The 16,206-nt window shown below is 47.4% G+C and carries 16 protein-coding genes; 12 read left to right on the forward strand and 4 right to left on the reverse strand.

The window, feature by feature from the left end:
- Positions 1-15: 15 nt before the first annotated feature.
- The 7 genes from AUL54_RS16575 (at position 16) to AUL54_RS16600 (ending at position 6,571) form a co-directional block, all read left to right on the forward strand.
- Entirely contained in the window at positions 16-528 is a 513-nt protein-coding gene (locus tag AUL54_RS16575; protein ID WP_060964562.1) for a MogA/MoaB family molybdenum cofactor biosynthesis protein, read from the forward strand.
- Positions 529-679: 151 nt separating this feature from the next.
- Positions 680-1,891 (forward strand): argininosuccinate synthase, encoded by a 1,212-nt coding sequence (locus AUL54_RS16580; protein WP_060964563.1) that lies wholly within the window; start codon positions 680-682, stop codon positions 1,889-1,891.
- Complete coding sequence (gene argH / locus AUL54_RS16585; protein WP_060964564.1) at positions 1,888-3,264, forward strand: argininosuccinate lyase; 1,377 nt, start codon at positions 1,888-1,890, stop codon at positions 3,262-3,264. The genes AUL54_RS16580 and argH overlap by 4 nt, the downstream gene beginning before the upstream one ends.
- A gap of 73 nt (positions 3,265-3,337) precedes the next feature.
- A complete protein-coding gene (locus AUL54_RS21830) occupies positions 3,338-3,466 on the forward strand; it encodes a hypothetical protein (RefSeq protein WP_014470818.1) in 129 nt (42 codons plus the stop codon).
- Positions 3,467-3,601: 135 nt separating this feature from the next.
- On the forward strand, positions 3,602-4,369 hold the full coding sequence (locus AUL54_RS16590) for an SDR family oxidoreductase (RefSeq protein ID WP_016938591.1): 768 nt from the start codon (positions 3,602-3,604) through the stop codon (positions 4,367-4,369).
- A gap of 60 nt (positions 4,370-4,429) precedes the next feature.
- Positions 4,430-5,116 (forward strand): metal-dependent hydrolase, encoded by a 687-nt coding sequence (locus tag AUL54_RS16595; RefSeq protein ID WP_049627161.1) that lies wholly within the window; start codon positions 4,430-4,432, stop codon positions 5,114-5,116.
- A gap of 138 nt (positions 5,117-5,254) precedes the next feature.
- Positions 5,255-6,571, forward strand: a complete 1,317-nt coding sequence (locus AUL54_RS16600; RefSeq protein WP_060964565.1) for a CBS domain-containing protein — start codon at positions 5,255-5,257, stop codon at positions 6,569-6,571.
- A 28-nt stretch (positions 6,572-6,599) separates the two neighbouring features.
- Here AUL54_RS16600 and AUL54_RS16605 read toward each other — a convergent pair whose 3' ends face one another.
- Positions 6,600-6,902 carry a YtpI family protein gene (locus tag AUL54_RS16605; protein ID WP_003152434.1) on the reverse strand — a complete coding sequence of 101 codons (303 nt, stop codon included), beginning with the start codon at positions 6,900-6,902 and terminating at the stop codon, positions 6,600-6,602.
- Between the two features lie 115 nt (positions 6,903-7,017).
- On the opposite strand from AUL54_RS16605, the gene AUL54_RS16610 reads away from it, so the two are divergent.
- Positions 7,018-7,959, forward strand: a complete 942-nt coding sequence (locus tag AUL54_RS16610) for a DHH family phosphoesterase (RefSeq protein ID WP_060964566.1) — start codon at positions 7,018-7,020, stop codon at positions 7,957-7,959.
- A gap of 17 nt (positions 7,960-7,976) precedes the next feature.
- Here AUL54_RS16610 and AUL54_RS16615 read toward each other — a convergent pair whose 3' ends face one another.
- The 3 genes from AUL54_RS16615 to AUL54_RS16625 all read right to left on the reverse strand — a co-directional run bounded on the left by AUL54_RS16615 (position 7,977) and on the right by AUL54_RS16625 (position 9,115).
- Entirely contained in the window at positions 7,977-8,168 is a 192-nt protein-coding gene (locus tag AUL54_RS16615; protein ID WP_013353167.1) for a YtzJ family protein, read from the reverse strand.
- A 105-nt stretch (positions 8,169-8,273) separates the two neighbouring features.
- A complete protein-coding gene (gene ytrI, locus AUL54_RS16620) occupies positions 8,274-8,777 on the reverse strand; it encodes a sporulation membrane protein YtrI (protein WP_016938595.1) in 504 nt (167 codons plus the stop codon).
- Entirely contained in the window at positions 8,774-9,115 is a 342-nt protein-coding gene (locus AUL54_RS16625) for a sporulation membrane protein YtrH (protein WP_016938596.1), read from the reverse strand. Before AUL54_RS16625 ends, ytrI begins: the two co-directional genes overlap by 4 nt.
- Positions 9,116-9,258: 143 nt before the next feature.
- Here AUL54_RS16625 and dnaE point away from each other — a divergent pair, with 143 nt between their 5' ends.
- The 4 genes from dnaE to accA all read left to right on the forward strand — a co-directional run bounded on the left by dnaE (position 9,259) and on the right by accA (position 16,136).
- Complete coding sequence (dnaE, locus tag AUL54_RS16630; protein ID WP_060964567.1) at positions 9,259-12,603, forward strand: DNA polymerase III subunit alpha; 3,345 nt, start codon at positions 9,259-9,261, stop codon at positions 12,601-12,603.
- Between the two features lie 139 nt (positions 12,604-12,742).
- Entirely contained in the window at positions 12,743-13,975 is a 1,233-nt protein-coding gene (gene maeB, locus AUL54_RS16635) for an NADP-dependent malic enzyme (protein WP_060964568.1), read from the forward strand.
- 326 nt (positions 13,976-14,301) lie between these two features.
- Positions 14,302-15,174 carry an acetyl-CoA carboxylase, carboxyltransferase subunit beta gene (accD, locus tag AUL54_RS16640; RefSeq protein ID WP_060964569.1) on the forward strand — a complete coding sequence of 291 codons (873 nt, stop codon included), beginning with the start codon at positions 14,302-14,304 and terminating at the stop codon, positions 15,172-15,174.
- The gene (gene accA, locus AUL54_RS16645; RefSeq protein ID WP_060964570.1) at positions 15,159-16,136 is read left to right on the forward strand and encodes an acetyl-CoA carboxylase carboxyl transferase subunit alpha; all 978 of its coding nucleotides are present in this window, start codon (positions 15,159-15,161) and stop codon (positions 16,134-16,136) included. Before accD ends, accA begins: the two co-directional genes overlap by 16 nt.
- Positions 16,137-16,206 lie beyond the last annotated feature (70 nt).

The raw sequence follows: 16,206 nt of genomic DNA on the forward strand, positions 1-16,206 counted from the left end.
TGATGAGGTGAAACAATGAGTGTGCATGAACATAAACAGGAAGCCCCGTCATCGGTGCGCTGCAAAGTGATCACAGTCAGCGACACGAGAACGAAAGAAACCGATAAAAGCGGGCGCGTCATGATGGATTTCATCAGGGAAGCGGGATTTGAGACGGTCGCTTATGACATCGTAAAAGATGAGAAAGGTGAATTGCAGAAAGCCGTTTTATCCGGCTGTATGGATGAATATACAGATGCGGTGCTGTTAAACGGAGGAACGGGCATTGCCGAAAGGGATGTCACCATTGAAGCGGTCACGCCGCTGTTTTCAAAAGAGCTCCCGGGATTCGGCGAGCTGTTCCGCATGCTGAGCTATACGGAGGACATCGGTTCCGCCGCCATTTTGTCCAGAGCGGCAGCGGGTGTGATCCAAAATACCGCAGTCTTCTGCACGCCGGGCTCCTCAGGCGCCGTCAAGCTTGCAATGAAGAAATTGATTATTCCTGAACTGCCCCATGTGCTCCGGGAGATCCGAAAAGACTTATAAATGGATAAAAAGGCTTTGCTCCGCTCAAAAAATTGGGTGGAGTTTTTTTTATAAAAAGCTTGAAAAAACAGAATTTACTTGTTACAGTGTATACATACAAAATGCATTTTTATTAATTTAAACTAATTTTTATACAAAGGGAGCTTTTAACATGGCAGAACAGAAAAAAGTTGTATTGGCATACTCAGGAGGTCTTGATACTTCTGTAGCGATAAAATGGCTGCAAGAACAGGGATACGATGTGATTGCATGCTGCTTAGACGTAGGGGAAGGAAAGGATTTGGCATTCGTTCAGCAAAAAGCGCTGGAAGTAGGCGCCGTAAATTCGTATGTGATTGATGCAAAAGAAGAATTCGCCCAAGAGTACGCGCTTATTTCTATGCAGGCTCATACAATGTATGAAGGGAAGTATCCGCTCGTATCTGCACTGTCCCGCCCGTTAATCGCGAAAAAACTCGTTGAAGTCGCGGAAAAGGAAAACGCAGTGGCCGTGGCGCACGGCTGCACAGGAAAAGGCAATGATCAGGTTCGTTTTGAAGTATCCATTAAATCATTAAACCCTGATTTGGAGGTCATCGCTCCGGTCCGTGAGTGGCAATGGTCGCGTGAAGAAGAAATTGAATACGCCGCAAGCCGCGGCATACCGATTCCGATCAATCTTGACAGCCCTTATTCCATCGACCAGAATCTGTGGGGCCGCGCCAATGAATGCGGTATATTAGAAGACCCGTGGGCGGCGCCGCCTGAAGGGGCATATGACCTGACAGCATCTCTTGAAAATACGCCGGACGTTCCTGAAATCATCGAAATCGCATTTGAAGCCGGTGTGCCGGTTTCAATCGACGGTGTATCCTACCCGCTTGCTGATTTGATTCTCAAGCTGAATGAGACTGCCGGAAAACACGGCATCGGCCGGATTGACCATATCGAAAACCGCCTGGTCGGCATTAAGTCCCGTGAAGTTTATGAATGCCCGGGCGCAATGACTTTGATTACGGCTCACAAAGAGCTTGAGGATCTGACTTTAGTGAAAGAAGTGGCTCACTTCAAGCCGGCAATTGAACAAAAACTGTCTGAAATCATCTATAACGGTTTATGGTTCTCACCGTTAAAAGACGCGCTGCTTGCATTCCTGAAAGAAACCCAAAAGCACGTCACCGGCGTTGTGCGCGTTAAGCTGTTTAAAGGCCATGCCATTGTAGAAGGACGCAAGTCGGAATATTCTCTCTACGATGAAAAACTGGCGACATATACAAAAGACGATGCGTTTGACCATCATGCGGCAATCGGCTTTATCGAGCTTTGGGGACTGCCGACAAAAGTAAACAGCATTGTGAAAAAGAAGGAGCAGATTGAAGCATGAAGAAGCTTTGGGGAGGCCGTTTTCAAAAAACACCGGAAAAGTGGGTCGATGAGTTCGGTGCATCCATCACATTCGACCAAAACTTAGTCAAAGAGGATATTACAGGGTCTCTCGCTCATGCGGCAATGCTGAAAAAATGCGGCATTCTGACGGAGGAAGAAGAAGGCGCCATCCGTCAAGGGCTGCAGACCCTCCTGCAAAAAGCAGAGGAAGGGACGCTTGAATTCTCTGTTGATTATGAAGATATTCATTTGAACATTGAAAAAATGCTGATTGAAGAAATCGGACCGCTCGGCGGAAAGCTCCATACAGGCAGAAGCCGGAACGACCAAGTGGCGACAGACATGCATCTATATTTGAAAGATCATGTCTCCCATATCATCGGGCTGATTGAACAGTTCCAAAAAGCGCTGATCGAAAAAGCAGAGGCCAATGTCGAGACCATTCTGCCGGGGTACACCCATTTGCAGCGGGCCCAGCCGATTTCTTTCGCCCACCATCTGCTCGCCTATTTTTGGATGCTTGAACGGGATAAAGAGCGTTTCCGTGACGCGCTGAAGCGGATTAACATATCGCCTCTCGGATGCGGGGCGCTTGCCGGAACGACGTTTCCGATAGACCGCAGCTATTCGGCGGAGCTGCTCGGTTTTGACTCCATTTATGAGAACAGTCTTGACGGGGTCAGCGACAGAGATTTTATTCTCGAGTTTTTAAGCAGCAGCAGTATGCTGATGATGCACCTTTCACGTTTCTCGGAAGAAATCATTCTATGGTGCTCGCAGGAATTCAGATTCATTGAATTGGATGATACGTACGCAACGGGAAGCAGCATGATGCCGCAGAAGAAAAACCCGGACATGGCGGAGCTGATCCGCGGAAAAACCGGACGCGTATACGGTGATATGATGGGGCTTTTCACGATTATGAAAGGGCTCCCGCTCGCATACAACAAAGACCTTCAGGAAGATAAAGAAGGCATGTTTGACACGGTGAAAACCGTTGAAGGAAGCCTTCAGATTTTTACGGGCATGATTGAAACGATGACCGTAAACAAAGACATTATGAAACAGGCGACAAAACAAGATTTTTCAAACGCGACGGAACTTGCCGATTATTTAGCCAAAAAAGGCATGCCGTTCAGAGAAGCGCACGAAGTGGTCGGCAAGCTTGTGTACAGCTGTATTGAAAAAGGAATCTTTTTAAGTGATATGGCATTTGAAGAATTCCTTCAAGCCAGCCGTCTCTTTGAAGAAGATATTTATACCGTGCTCGATCCGCACCATGCGGTTGAAAAAAGAATGAGCGCCGGCGGAACGGGTTTTCAGCAGGTAAAACAGGCGCTCGTAAAAGCAAAAGCCTGCGCAGGCGTTTAATTTGCTAAAATTTCCTTCATATTTTCCTGTCATATCAGACACGCTACATCTATAATGATGGGAGGTAGAAGGAATGCGCAAAGAACAAGACCGTTACATCTATGATGAAAAAGAAAGTGAAGAAACGGCCCGGCTCATCTCAGAGGCATACCAAAGCGGTTATGTCGGTCTGGAGGAAGCCTCAGCCCCTTCAGAAAATTAAGCTGTCTGTAAAGACGGCTTTTTTCGTGCGGATGAAGTGCAAAAAAGTGATATTGCCGCTTGTTTATAGTAAAGTAGAGGGAGAAACGACTTTATTTTATTGAAGCGGCAACGTTGCCTGGGGAGGGTATTCAATGTGCGACATGCTCTAATCACTGCCGGCACGAAGGGATTGGGCCGAAAAGTGACTGAAATGCTGCTGGAAAAAGGCTTTTCGGTCACAGTGAATTACAGACAGGACGAAGAAGCCGTCGCTTGTCTGAAGGCTGATTATCCCCGGTGCCATGACAGATTGCAATTCGTTAAGGGCGATGTAACCCGAAAAGAAGATCTCATGCGGATCGCCGATGCAGCCCTTCAGCGGTTTGGAAGAATTGACATACTGATTAACAACGCCGGGCCGTACATATTTGAGCGCAAAAAGCTTGCCGATTACTCCGATGACGAATGGTATGGCATGCTTGAAGGGAATTTAAGCGCCGTTTTCCATCTGTTTAAAGCGGTTATCCCGGTAATGAGACAGCAGCGCTTCGGCCGGATTATTACATACGGCTTCCAAGGCGCAGACCATGCCCCCGGCTGGCTTCACCGTTCCGCTTTCGGAGCGGCTAAAGTCGGGTTGGCTTCGTTAACGAAAACAATCGCGATTGAAGAAGCCGAATCAGGCATCACGGCCAACATGGTCTGCCCGGGTGATATTGTAGGAGATATGAAAGAAGCGTCTATAGAAGAAGCAAGACGGAAAATCGGGAAAGAAAACACGCCGATCGGGAGGTCCGGAACCGGAGAAGACATTGCAAGAATCATCGCCTTCTTATGTGAAGAGGATTCCGATCTTGTCACCGGGACGGTCATAGAAGCAACTGGCGGGCTGAATGTGATTAACAGGCATCAATCCCTGTAAGTTTTTTCGTTTGTCAAAAAGGGAACTTGATAAATATTAATTTTTTATGAGGTGAAAACGATGAAAGTGACTTATCACGGACATTCTGTCATTCAAGTGGAAACGAAAACCCATAACATTATTTTTGATCCGTTCCTAACCGGAAACAGTCTGACCAATCTGAAGCCGGAAGAAGTGAAAGCGGATGTCATTCTGCTTACTCACGGACACAATGACCATGTCGGAGATACAGAGCAGATCGCCAAACAAAACGACGCACTCGTTATTGCGCCGAACGAACTGGCCGTTTATCTCGGTTTTAAAGGGTTAAACGTCCACCCGATGCATATCGGCGGGGCGCGCCAATTTGATTTCGGCAAAGTGAAACTGACACAGGCGTTCCACGGATCGGCGGTCACTGATGCAGAAAACAAAACCATCACATACACCGGGATGCCGGCCGGGATTTTATTAACGATTGACGGCAAAACGATTTTCCACGCCGGCGATACGGCGCTGTTCTCAGATATGAAACTGATCGGGGAACTGAATCACATTGACCTGGCGTTTCTGCCGATCGGTGATAATTTCACCATGGGGCCTGAAGATGCGAAACTCGCGGCTGAATGGCTGAGAGCGAAACAGGTCGTTCCCGTTCATTACAATACATTCCCCGTCATTGAACAGGACCCTGACGCTTTCGCTGAAAGTCTGCCCGGAGGCGTCGGTAAAGTCATGGCGGTCGGCGAGACCATTGAGCTTGCCTGACATATGTGTCAAAGACCTTCTGAACCAAACGTTCAGAAGGTCTTTTTGTGATGACGCCTTTTTTCGGGCGTCTCATTGCGAATGAATCCCCCGTGCCCTTATAATAAAAGCAGAAGACTGTCCTTAGAGGTGAAACGCTTGGCAACAAAGCATGAACAAATCCTATCGTACATAGATTCGCTTCCTGTCGGTGAAAAAATTTCGGTCAGAAGAATTGCGAAAGAAATGAAAGTCAGTGAGGGAACGGCTTACAGAGCCATTAAGGAAGCCGAAAATAAAGGGTTCGTTTCCACTATTGAACGTGTGGGAACCATCCGGATTGAACAGAAGAAAAAGGAAAATATCGAAAAGCTGACATACGCCGAGGTTGTCAACGTGATAGACGGCCAGGTGCTCGGCGGAAAAGCCGGTCTGCATAAAACGCTGAATAAGTTTGTGATCGGGGCGATGGAGCTTGACGCGATGATGCGTTATACGGCGGCGGGGAACCTGTTAATTGTCGGAAACAGAATCAATGCCCACCGCCAGGCGCTTGAAGCGGGCGCGGCTGTTTTGGTAACCGGAGGATTTAATACCGATGACAGCATTATCGAGCTGGCCGATATGCTTGAGCTTCCGATTCTCTCCACAAGCTATGATACCTTTACGGTAGCCGCGATGATCAACCGGGCGATCTATGATCAGCTCATAAAAAAAGAGATTGTGCTCGTGGAGGACATTTTGACTCCCGCCGATCGGACAGTGACGCTGTCTCCTAAAGATAAACTGGAGAAATGGTACGAAAAAAACGATGAAACCGGACACGGCCGCTTTCCGGTTATCGATCAGCAGATGAAAATCCACGGGATCCTCACACCGAAAGATATCGCCGGACATGACAGGTCAGTCCCGATTGAAAAAGTAATGACCAAAAACCCTGTCACGGTAATCGGGAAAACGTCTGTCGCCTCAGCGGCTCAAATGATGGTTTGGGAAGGAATCGAAGTGCTCCCGGTGACAGACGGGAACCACAGACTGATCGGCATGATCAGCCGTCAGGACGTCTTAAAAGCGCTGCAAATGATTCAAAAGCAGCCTCAGGTCGGGGAAAAACTTGATGATATCGTTTCAAGGGGATTTAAAGAAGAGGAAGATGACAAAACGCCGGCCGTTTATCAATATGAAGTCACGCCGCAGATGACCAATCAGCTCGGGACGATTTCTTACGGGGTGTTTACAACGATTTTAACTCAGGCCGCCAGCCGATTTTTACGGTCCCGCAAACGCGGCGAGCTGGTCATTGAAAGCATTACGATTTTCTTCTTAAAGCCCGTGCAGATGGAATCGGTCATTGAAGTGAAGCCGCGCATTTTAGAAGCGGGCCGGAAATTCGGAAAAATGGAAGTGGAAGTGTCAAGCCAAAGCGGCATTGTTTCAAAAGCGATGCTCATGGTGCAGCTGATGGAGAGAAGTTAAGGGACGCATCTCGGTCCCTTGACATTCATTATGCGTGGTCTCTCTCCGCTTCTTTTGCATGGATGGGTTCATAATGCTTATAGGCTTTATACCCTGCCCATGCGCTGCCTGCTCCGATTAAAATGAAGACGCCGCCGATGACGAGGGTCAGGACGGAGTGAAACAGAATCATTTGGTTTACTCCGTACAAAAGCACCAGCGCGCCTAACGCCATACTTGATTTAGCCGAAAAACATTCCTTCTCCAGCGCCCGTTTCGTCTGGATGCCTTTTACTTTGTAATACACGTAAAAGCAGGCAGAAAGCCCGATGAGAAAAACAAAAACCAGCATAAATGAAATCCTCCATTATATGAGTTTGCAAAACCGTTTATACCATTGCTGAAAGATTTTCCTTTTCCACGGATAAAGAGTATGATTAAATGAATAAAAACAAAAGGAGAAAACGATGAAATCCGAATTGATCAGAACCATATCATTATATGACACCATTATCTTACATAGACATGTGAGGCCTGACCCGGACGCTTACGGATCACAGTGCGGCCTTACGGAAATCCTGCGGGAAACGTATCCCGAAAAAAATATTTTTGCCGTCGGACAGCCTGAGCCGTCCCTGTCTTTCTTATATTCCCTCGATGAGGTGGGTGACGAAGCCTACAAAGATGCTCTTGTCATCGTGTGCGACACCGCAAACCAAGCACGGATCGACGATCAGCGCTACCATTCCGGCGCAAAGCTCATGAAAATAGACCACCATCCAAATGAAGATCCGTATGGCGATCTGTTATGGGTCGATACGAATGCAAGCTCCGTAAGCGAAATGATCTATGAGCTGTACCTGGAAGGAAAGCAGCACGGCTGGAAGCTGAATACGAAAGCAGCTGAGCTGATCTACGCGGGTATCGTCGGTGATACGGGACGCTTCTTATTCCCGAACACCACAAAAAAGACATTAAAATACGCGGGAGAGCTCATTGAGTTCCCATTTTCATCGTCAGAGCTGTTTAATCAATTGTATGAAACGAAATTAAATGTGGTGAAGCTGAATGGCTTTATTTATCAAAATGTGTCATTGTCTGAAAACGGCGTCGCTTCCGTTTTCATTAAAAAAGACATTTTGGAGACATATGGAACCACCGCTTCTGAAGCGTCGCAGCTCGTCGGAACACTCGGAAATATTTCCGGTATTCGCGCTTGGGTGTTTTTCGTAGAAGAAGACGACCAAATCAGAGTCCGGTTCCGTTCAAAAGGTCCGGTCATCAACGGAATTGCCCGGAAATACAATGGCGGCGGACATCCGCTTGCAGCCGGCGCATCCATCTTCAGCTGGGATGAAACCGGTCCGATTCTTGCTGATCTTGAAGAGATATGTAACGAACACAAGTAGAGGGGAGACCCTCTTTCTTAGTGTTCATCTGTCACGGGGATGAACCAGCAGCCGAATTCAGTCAGGTCTTCGTAGACGCGGAGATTACAGATTTGGAGTTCTTTTTTTATGAGGGAAGCGAGTGTGTCTGTTTCTGCATATGCGGAATAGCCTTTTCTGATTCGGTCTGCATGATCTTTTGCCAGGCGGCGTTCACTAAAAACCTCCATTTTCCCTTCCTCCCTTCAGAAGCATTGAAAATGTCTCATTTACAGTTTATAAAAAAGCGGAGAAAAAAGCGACAGATCTATGGAAATTTTTTAAAAATGACATAATTACGTCGCAAAAGAAATATGAATTTCGACAGACAATCTCGTATAAATCGTCAGTTCCTTTACTTGAGCTTTATATTCCTTTTCATTTATGGTGTACACCTTGTTTTCAATCGTCCGTTTTAAAAGCTCCTTTGTTTTATACACGCTCTCAATATCCTTTGTGATGACTTCAGAAATATCATCTTTCACCTGTTCTTCAAATTTCATCTTATCAGGCTGGGCGATTCTGTATTTTTCCCCATTGATCAGCTTAACATCAACACTTTGGATAAGCAGTCTTTGTTTATTATCCTCATTTAATTTATGAAGATCTTTCTGATAGATGGAGATCTGGTTTTTCAAATCCCGTGCGTGCTCCCGCTGTTTTTCAATTAACGTCACCTGTTCTTCCTGAAACGTTCCGTATGTAAACAGAAAGAACAGCCAGCTGACGATGGCTCCGCACATCATTCCCGCAAAAAAACGCTGCCATCCCGGTTTTTTATAATACTCGGGAATTCTCATGAAGGCATATTCTCCTGAGCCAGCCATGACACAATCAGCCAGCCGGTCTGCGCGCCGCCCATCGCTGAAATAATTAATAGAAGCTGTTTGAAGATGTCGCGCGTGTTGCCTTCAAACAGCCCCCGCTCAAAACTGTATACCGCGTCAAATGTTCCTCCGATGGCCGCGACAAGCGCCCAGATCTTCAGCCTGTTCGCCAATTTTGTAATCGCCGTCAGCGGAGGCTCGCCTGATAAATAAGCTCCGACGCCGCCGATGAGCGCTCCGCCGAGCAAAACGCCGAGGGCGATAAAATAACTGCTGATAAAATTCGCCATAAAGCCGGCTTCCTGATCCATATATACACCACCTCACTTTTCTATCATATTGAGCAAAGCGGACAAGTATGATGATGAGTCAAAAAAGAACATTTGTTTCTTAAGAAAACCCGTCTTATAATGTAGAAAGGCAAAATGAACGTATACGGAAAGGAGTGGCGGCATTGTCTTTTGTTCATCTGCAAGTACATAGCGGCTACAGCCTGTTAAACAGCGCCGCTTCTGTAAAAGATCTTGTTACACAAGCGAAGGAGCTCGGTTATTCTTCATTGGCGCTGACCGACGAAAATGTGCTGTACGGCGCCATTGAGTTTTATAAAGCATGCAAGTCAAACGGAATAAAGCCGATTATCGGTCTGACCGCTTCTATATACACGGACGAAACGGAACTTGAAGCACACCCGCTTGTTCTTTTGGCGGAGACAAACACCGGATATCAGAACCTGCTGAAAATCTCAAGTGCGCTGCAATCCATAGCAAAGGGCGGCATGAAGCGAAAATGGATGAAGAGCTATCATGAGGGGCTGATCGCCATTACGCCCGGTGAAAACGGGTACATTGAAGGTCTGCTGCAAGCCGGGAAATTTGAAGAAGCGGTCAAAGCTGCCGAAGGATTCCGGGAACTGTTCGGAGAAGGCCGTTTTTATTTAGGATACCAGCCGTTCAAAGGTCATGAGACGTTATCGGAAGATATTCTCCGCCTGTCAGCCGAGACGGAAATCCCAGTCTGCGCGGCGGGGGATGTCCGTTATATCAAGAAAGAAGATCAAGATGCGTACCGCTGTCTGTGCGCCATTAAAGCCGGTGAGAAATGGGAGGATCAGAGCGGGAATCTGCCGGATTTACACTTGAGGCCGCCTGAAGAGATGGCGGAGCTTTACACGCGGCATCCGGAAGCGATTGAAGCATCCGCGCGTATCGCCGGGCAATGCCGGGTCGATGTCAGCCTCGGACAGACACGCCTTCCGTCTTTTCCGGCGCCGGACGGCAAATCAGCCGATGATTATTTGGCGGAAGTCTGTCACGAGGGGCTGCGTCTCCGTTTCGGCACTCCTGATGAGCGCGCCGTGCGCCGGCTTGAATATGAGCTGGACGTCATCAGGCGCATGAAATTCAGTGATTATTTTCTCATCGTATGGGACTTTATGAAGTACGCGCATGAAAAGGGCATTGTGACAGGCCCGGGAAGAGGATCTGCGGCAGGCTCGCTTGTCGCTTACTCTCTTTTCATTACAGACGTGGATCCGCTGAAACATTCTCTGCTGTTTGAAAGGTTTCTTAATCCTGAGAGGATCAGCATGCCCGATATTGATATCGATTTCCCAGATACGAGAAGGGATGAGGTCATTCAGTATGTACAAAATAAGTACGGGGCCATGCACGTCGCCCAGATTATCACCTTCGGAACATTGGCCGCAAAGGCGGCGTTAAGAGACACTGGAAGAGTGTTCGGGATCAATCCGAAAGAAGCTGACCAGCTTGCCCGCCTGATTCCGTCAAAGCCGGGAATGACGCTTGAGGAAGCGAGGCGGCAGTCCGCTCAGCTGAACAGGCGGCTGTCTGAATCCGCCGTTCTTCATAAAGTGTTTCAGATCGCCAGGAAAATTGAAGGTCTTCCGAGGCATACGTCAACACACGCGGCCGGCGTTGTTCTCAGTAAAGATCCGCTTTCTGAAGTTGTCCCTCTTCAAGAAGGGCATGACGGCGTGTATTTAACGCAGTATGCGATGGATCACTTGGAAGATCTGGGTCTTTTAAAAATGGACTTTTTAGGTTTGCGCAACCTGACGCTTATTGAATCCATTAAAACGATGATTGAAAAAGAGACGAATACGAAAATTGATTTTTCCGAGATTTCTTACCAGGATGAAAAAACGTTCTCCCTGTTGTCAAACGGCGATACGACGGGCATTTTTCAGCTGGAATCATCAGGGATGAGGAGCGTGCTGAAGCGACTGAAGCCGTCGAGGCTTGAAGATATTGTCGCGGTGAATGCGCTTTACAGACCGGGACCGATGGAAAATATTCCATTATTTATCGATCGGAAGCACGGGCGGGCGCGTGTGGAAGTGCCGCATGAGGATGTAAGAAATATTCTCAGTGACACGTACGGCGTCATCGTCTATCAGGAGCAGATTATGATGATCGCCTCGCGGATGGCAGGGTTTTCATTAGGTGAAGCGGATCTGCTCAGACGGGCTGTCAGCAAAAAACAAAAAGACATTCTGGACAGAGAGCGAAGCCATTTTGTTGAAGGGTGCTTAAAAAAGGAGTATTCTGTAGTCACTGCAAACGAGGTCTACGATCTGATTGTCAAATTCGCCAACTACGGATTTAACAGAAGCCATGCTGTCGCATACAGCATGATCGGCTATCAGCTCGCCTATTTAAAAGCGCACTATCCTTTATATTTTATGTGCGGTCTTTTGACGAGCGTCATCGGCAATGAGGACAAAATATCGCAATATTTGCATGAAGCGAAGGGGAGCGGGATCCAAGTTCTTCCGCCGTCAATAAACAAGAGCGGTTTTCCGTTTGCGCCGGAAAACGGAGCCGTCAGATACAGTTTGCGGGCCGTGAAAAACGTAGGCGTCTCGGCAGTGAAAGATATTTATAAAGCAAGAACACATAAACCGTTCGAGGATCTTTTCGATTTCTGCTTTCGCGTACCTGCAAAAAGCGTTAATCGGAAAACAATCGAAGCCCTTATATTTTCTGGCGCCATGGACGAATTCAATCAAAACCGCGCCTCCTTGCTGGCCTCCGTTGATGTCGCTTTAGAGCACGCTGAACTTTTTCGTGCAGATGATGATCAAATGGGATTGTTTTTGGAAGAATCGTTCTCCATTAAGCCAAAATATGTAGAGGCTGAGGAATTTCCGCTCGTGGACAAGCTTCGGTTTGAAAAAGAAGCTCTCGGTGTTTATTTCTCAAGCCATCCTTTGTCCGCTTTCAGGGATCTCTTGAAAAAACGGAGTGCGCAAGCGATCGCAAAAGCGCGGCAGATGCCTAAGGGGCAGCTGTCGATCGGCGCTTTGCTCGCAGGCATCAAAACGATTCGGACAAAGACAGGTCAGCATATGGCGTTTCTCACATTAAGCGACGAAACGGGAGAAATGGAAGCCGTCGTGTTTCCTGACCAATACAGAAGGCTGTCTCCGCTGTTAAAAGAAGGCGCGCTTTTATTCGCCGCCGGAAAAATGGAAGAGCGGCAGGAGAAGACACAATTCATCATGTCATCCGCCTCTCTCCTTGAGGAGACGGAGACAGAGACAGGCAGAGCGCCGTCTGTTTACATCAAAATCGAAGGCGGCCGGCACAATCAGGAGTTTTTGGAAAAGATGAAGCGTATTTTACTGGAGCATAAAGGGGAAACCGGCGTTTATCTTTATTATGAAAAAGACAAGCAGACCATCAGGCTGCCCGACACCTTTCATATTCAGGCGGACCATCAGGCGTTATACCGTTTAAAAGAGCTGCTGGGCCGCGAAAACGTCGTGTTAAAATAGTGGTAACAACAATGGTTTTGTTATACAATTGAAACAATTGTGCTATCTTATTTAAAGATTCTGAAATTTTTCACCTCCAGAGATTGTACCAGTCTATGCGGCAGAATATGTAACAAAGTACTTAAAAGGAGTGTTTAGCATGTCATTAAGAGAAGAAGCGTTACATTTACACAAAGTAAACCAAGGAAAGCTTGAATCAAAAGCAAAGGTGGAAGTCAGAAATGCGGACGATTTAAGCCTTGCCTACTCTCCGGGGGTAGCTGAGCCTTGTAAAGAGATTTATGACGATAAAAATAAAGTATATGATTATACAATGAAGGGGAACATGGTAGCAGTCGTAACAGACGGATCAGCAGTTCTCGGTCTCGGAAATATCGGGCCTGAAGCTTCACTTCCGGTCATGGAAGGAAAAGCGGTTCTGTTCAAAAGCTTCGCGGGCGTGGACGCATTCCCGATCGCGCTCAACACAAACGACGTGGACAAAATCATCGACACGGTGAAGCTGCTTGAACCGACATTCGGCGGTGTCAATCTTGAAGATATTGCGGCGCCGAACTGTTTTATCATTGAAGAGCGCCTGAAAAAAGAAACAAACATTCCGGTTTTCCACGATGATCAGCACGGCACTGCCATCGTAACTGTAGCCGGACTTGTAAACGCGCTGAAATTATCAGGAAAATCCATGTCATCCATTAAAGTTGTGGCAAACGGAGCGGGAGCAGCAGGCATCGCGATCATCAAGCTTCTTTACCATTTCGGCGTTCGCGACATCGTGATGTGCGACTCTAAAGGAGCCATTTACGAAGGGCGTCCTGCCGGCATGAATGCGGTGAAAAACGAAGTGGCCAAGTTTACAAACCAAGACCGCAATGACGGTTCGCTGCAGGATGTCATTAAAGATGCAGACGTCTTTATCGGCGTATCAGTCGAAGGCGCTCTGACGAAAGAAATGGTGGAAAGCATGGCGAAAGATCCGATTATTTTCGCAATGGCCAACCCGAATCCGGAAATCATGCCTGAAGACGCGCGCGCAGCCGGCGCAAGCGTAATCGGAACAGGCCGTTCTGACTTCCCGAACCAGGTCAACAACGTACTTGCATTCCCTGGAATCTTCCGCGGAGCGCTTGACGTTCGCGCGACTCACATCAACGAAGAAATGAAAATAGCTGCGGTTGAAGCGATCGCTTCCCTCGTTTCAGAGGATGAATTAAGCGCGGATTATGTCATCCCGGCTCCATTTGACAAACGCGTGGCTCCTGCCGTTGCGAAAGCCGTTGCGAAAGCGGCGATGGAAACGGGCGTCGCCAGAATTACGGTCGACCCTGAAGAAGTGGCTGAAAAAACAAGACAGCTCACGGTCATCGGTGAATAATAACACAAAAAGAATTGGCAGCGCGTTGGGAAAAACAACGCGCTGCTGTTCAATATACGGACTGCTGGCATTTTTTTAAGGGCAGGTCTTAAAAAAATTTCAGCAGAATCTTTATTTCTTTTGAAAACGCTGACAGATAAGGCTGAGCAACGCTTTTAAAGGTCTGTTATCCGTCCGTTTCCGCCTGCTTTTCAGCAAAAAATGTCGAATGGAGGATGACACCGTTTGACAAAAAAAGTACAATAGTTTCGGTAAAGTTATTATTAAGTCTATCTAATCGGAAGACATGCAGTGAAGAGAACCCTTCACAAAAGGGAGGTAATCATTTGTTAAAGGATATATTCACAAAAAAGAAAAAATATGCTTCCGTGCCGTCTGAGCAGGCAAAACATGATGTTCCGGAAGGCATTATGACAAAGTGCCCCAAATGTAAAAAAATCATGCTCACAAAAGAGTTAGATAAAAACCTGCGCGTCTGCATGAACTGCGGGCACCATTTCCCGATGAATGCAAAGCAGCGCATTGAAATCCTCCTGGATGAAGATTCATTCGAAGAATTCAACCAGGGAATGATATCTGAAAATCCGCTCGGTTTCCCGGGATACTTAGAAAAAATCGAAAAAGACCGTGAGAAAACATCGCAGAATGAAGCGGTTGTTACCGGAAAAGGGACCATCAGCGGATTCCCTGCCGTAATCGCGATCATGGATTCGACATTCCGCATGGGCAGCATGGGCTCGGTTGTCGGCGAAAAAATCACGCTGGCAATTGAAAAAGCGAAAGAGGAAAAAGTCCCATTCATCATCTTTACCGCTTCCGGCGGCGCACGTATGCAGGAAGGGGTCTTAAGCCTTATGCAGATGGCGAAGACAAGCTCTGCATTGAAACTGTTCAGTGAAGAGCAGGGGCTGATTATTTCGGTTATGACCCACCCGACGACTGGCGGCGTATCGGCCAGTTTCGCGTCTCTCGGTGATTATAATTTCGCTGAACCGGGCGCCTTGATCGGATTTGCCGGAAGACGTATTATTGAACAGACGATCGGAGAAAAACTGCCGGAGGATTTCCAGACGGCGGAATTTTTATTAAAGCACGGCCAGCTTGATGCGGTGATTCACAGAAACGACATGAAAGACAAACTCGCATTTCTGCTGGACATGCACCAAACAGGAGGTGAGCATGAGTGGCTGCAAGATTAGAATTTGAAAAACCGGTGATTGAACTGCAGACAAAAATCGCCGAACTGAAAAAATTCACCCAAGATTCGGAGATGGATTTAAGCGCTGAAATCGCAAGGCTTGAAGACCGGCTCAGCAAGCTCCAGGATGAAATTTATAAAAACCTGAAGCCTTGGGACAGAGTGCAGATCGCACGCCTTCCCGAACGGCCGACGACCCTTGATTACATTCAATACCTGTTTACCGACTTTTTTGAGTGCCACGGAGACAGAACATACGGAGACGATGCTGCGATTGTCGGCGGAGTTGCCAAATATCACGGCATGCCGGTTACCGTCATCGGTCATCAGCGCGGAAAAGACACGAAAGAAAACCTTGTCCGCAATTTCGGAATGCCTCACCCTGAGGGCTACCGTAAAGCGCTTCGCCTCATGAAGCAGGCGGATAAGTTTAACCGCCCGATTATCTGCTTCATCGACACGAAGGGAGCGTATCCGGGCAAAGCGGCGGAGGAACGGGGACAAAGTGAAGCCATTGCTAAGAACCTGTTCGAAATGGCCGGCCTGACAGTGCCTGTCGTTTGTATCGTCATCGGCGAAGGCGGCAGCGGAGGGGCGCTTGCATTAGGTGTGGGCAACCGCATGCTGATGCTGGAGAACTCGACGTATTCCGTTATTTCTCCTGAAGGAGCCGCGTCCATTTTGTGGAAAGATTCCAGCCTTGCCAAAAAAGCGGCTGAAACCATGAAGATTACTGCGCCCGATTTATTAGAATTAGGAATTATAGATCATATGATTAAAGAAGTGAAGGGCGGAGCTCACCATGATATTAAGCAGCAGGCGGGCTACATTGACGGCATCCTTAAAGAAACATTAAAATCTCTTCTTCCATTGAACGCCGAAGAATTGATCTCACAGCGCTACGAAAAATACAAAGCCATCGGAAAAGTTTCGGTTGAGGATCAATATATCGGGGCAAACTGAATAGACGTGAAGCCTATGGCTCACGTTTATTTTTTGTGTTTTTTGTGATATTCCTTAAATTTTATTTAAA

It is taken from the genome of Bacillus sp. SDLI1, assembly GCF_001553895.1.
In the GTDB taxonomy this organism is placed as follows: domain Bacteria; phylum Bacillota; class Bacilli; order Bacillales; family Bacillaceae; genus Bacillus; species Bacillus siamensis.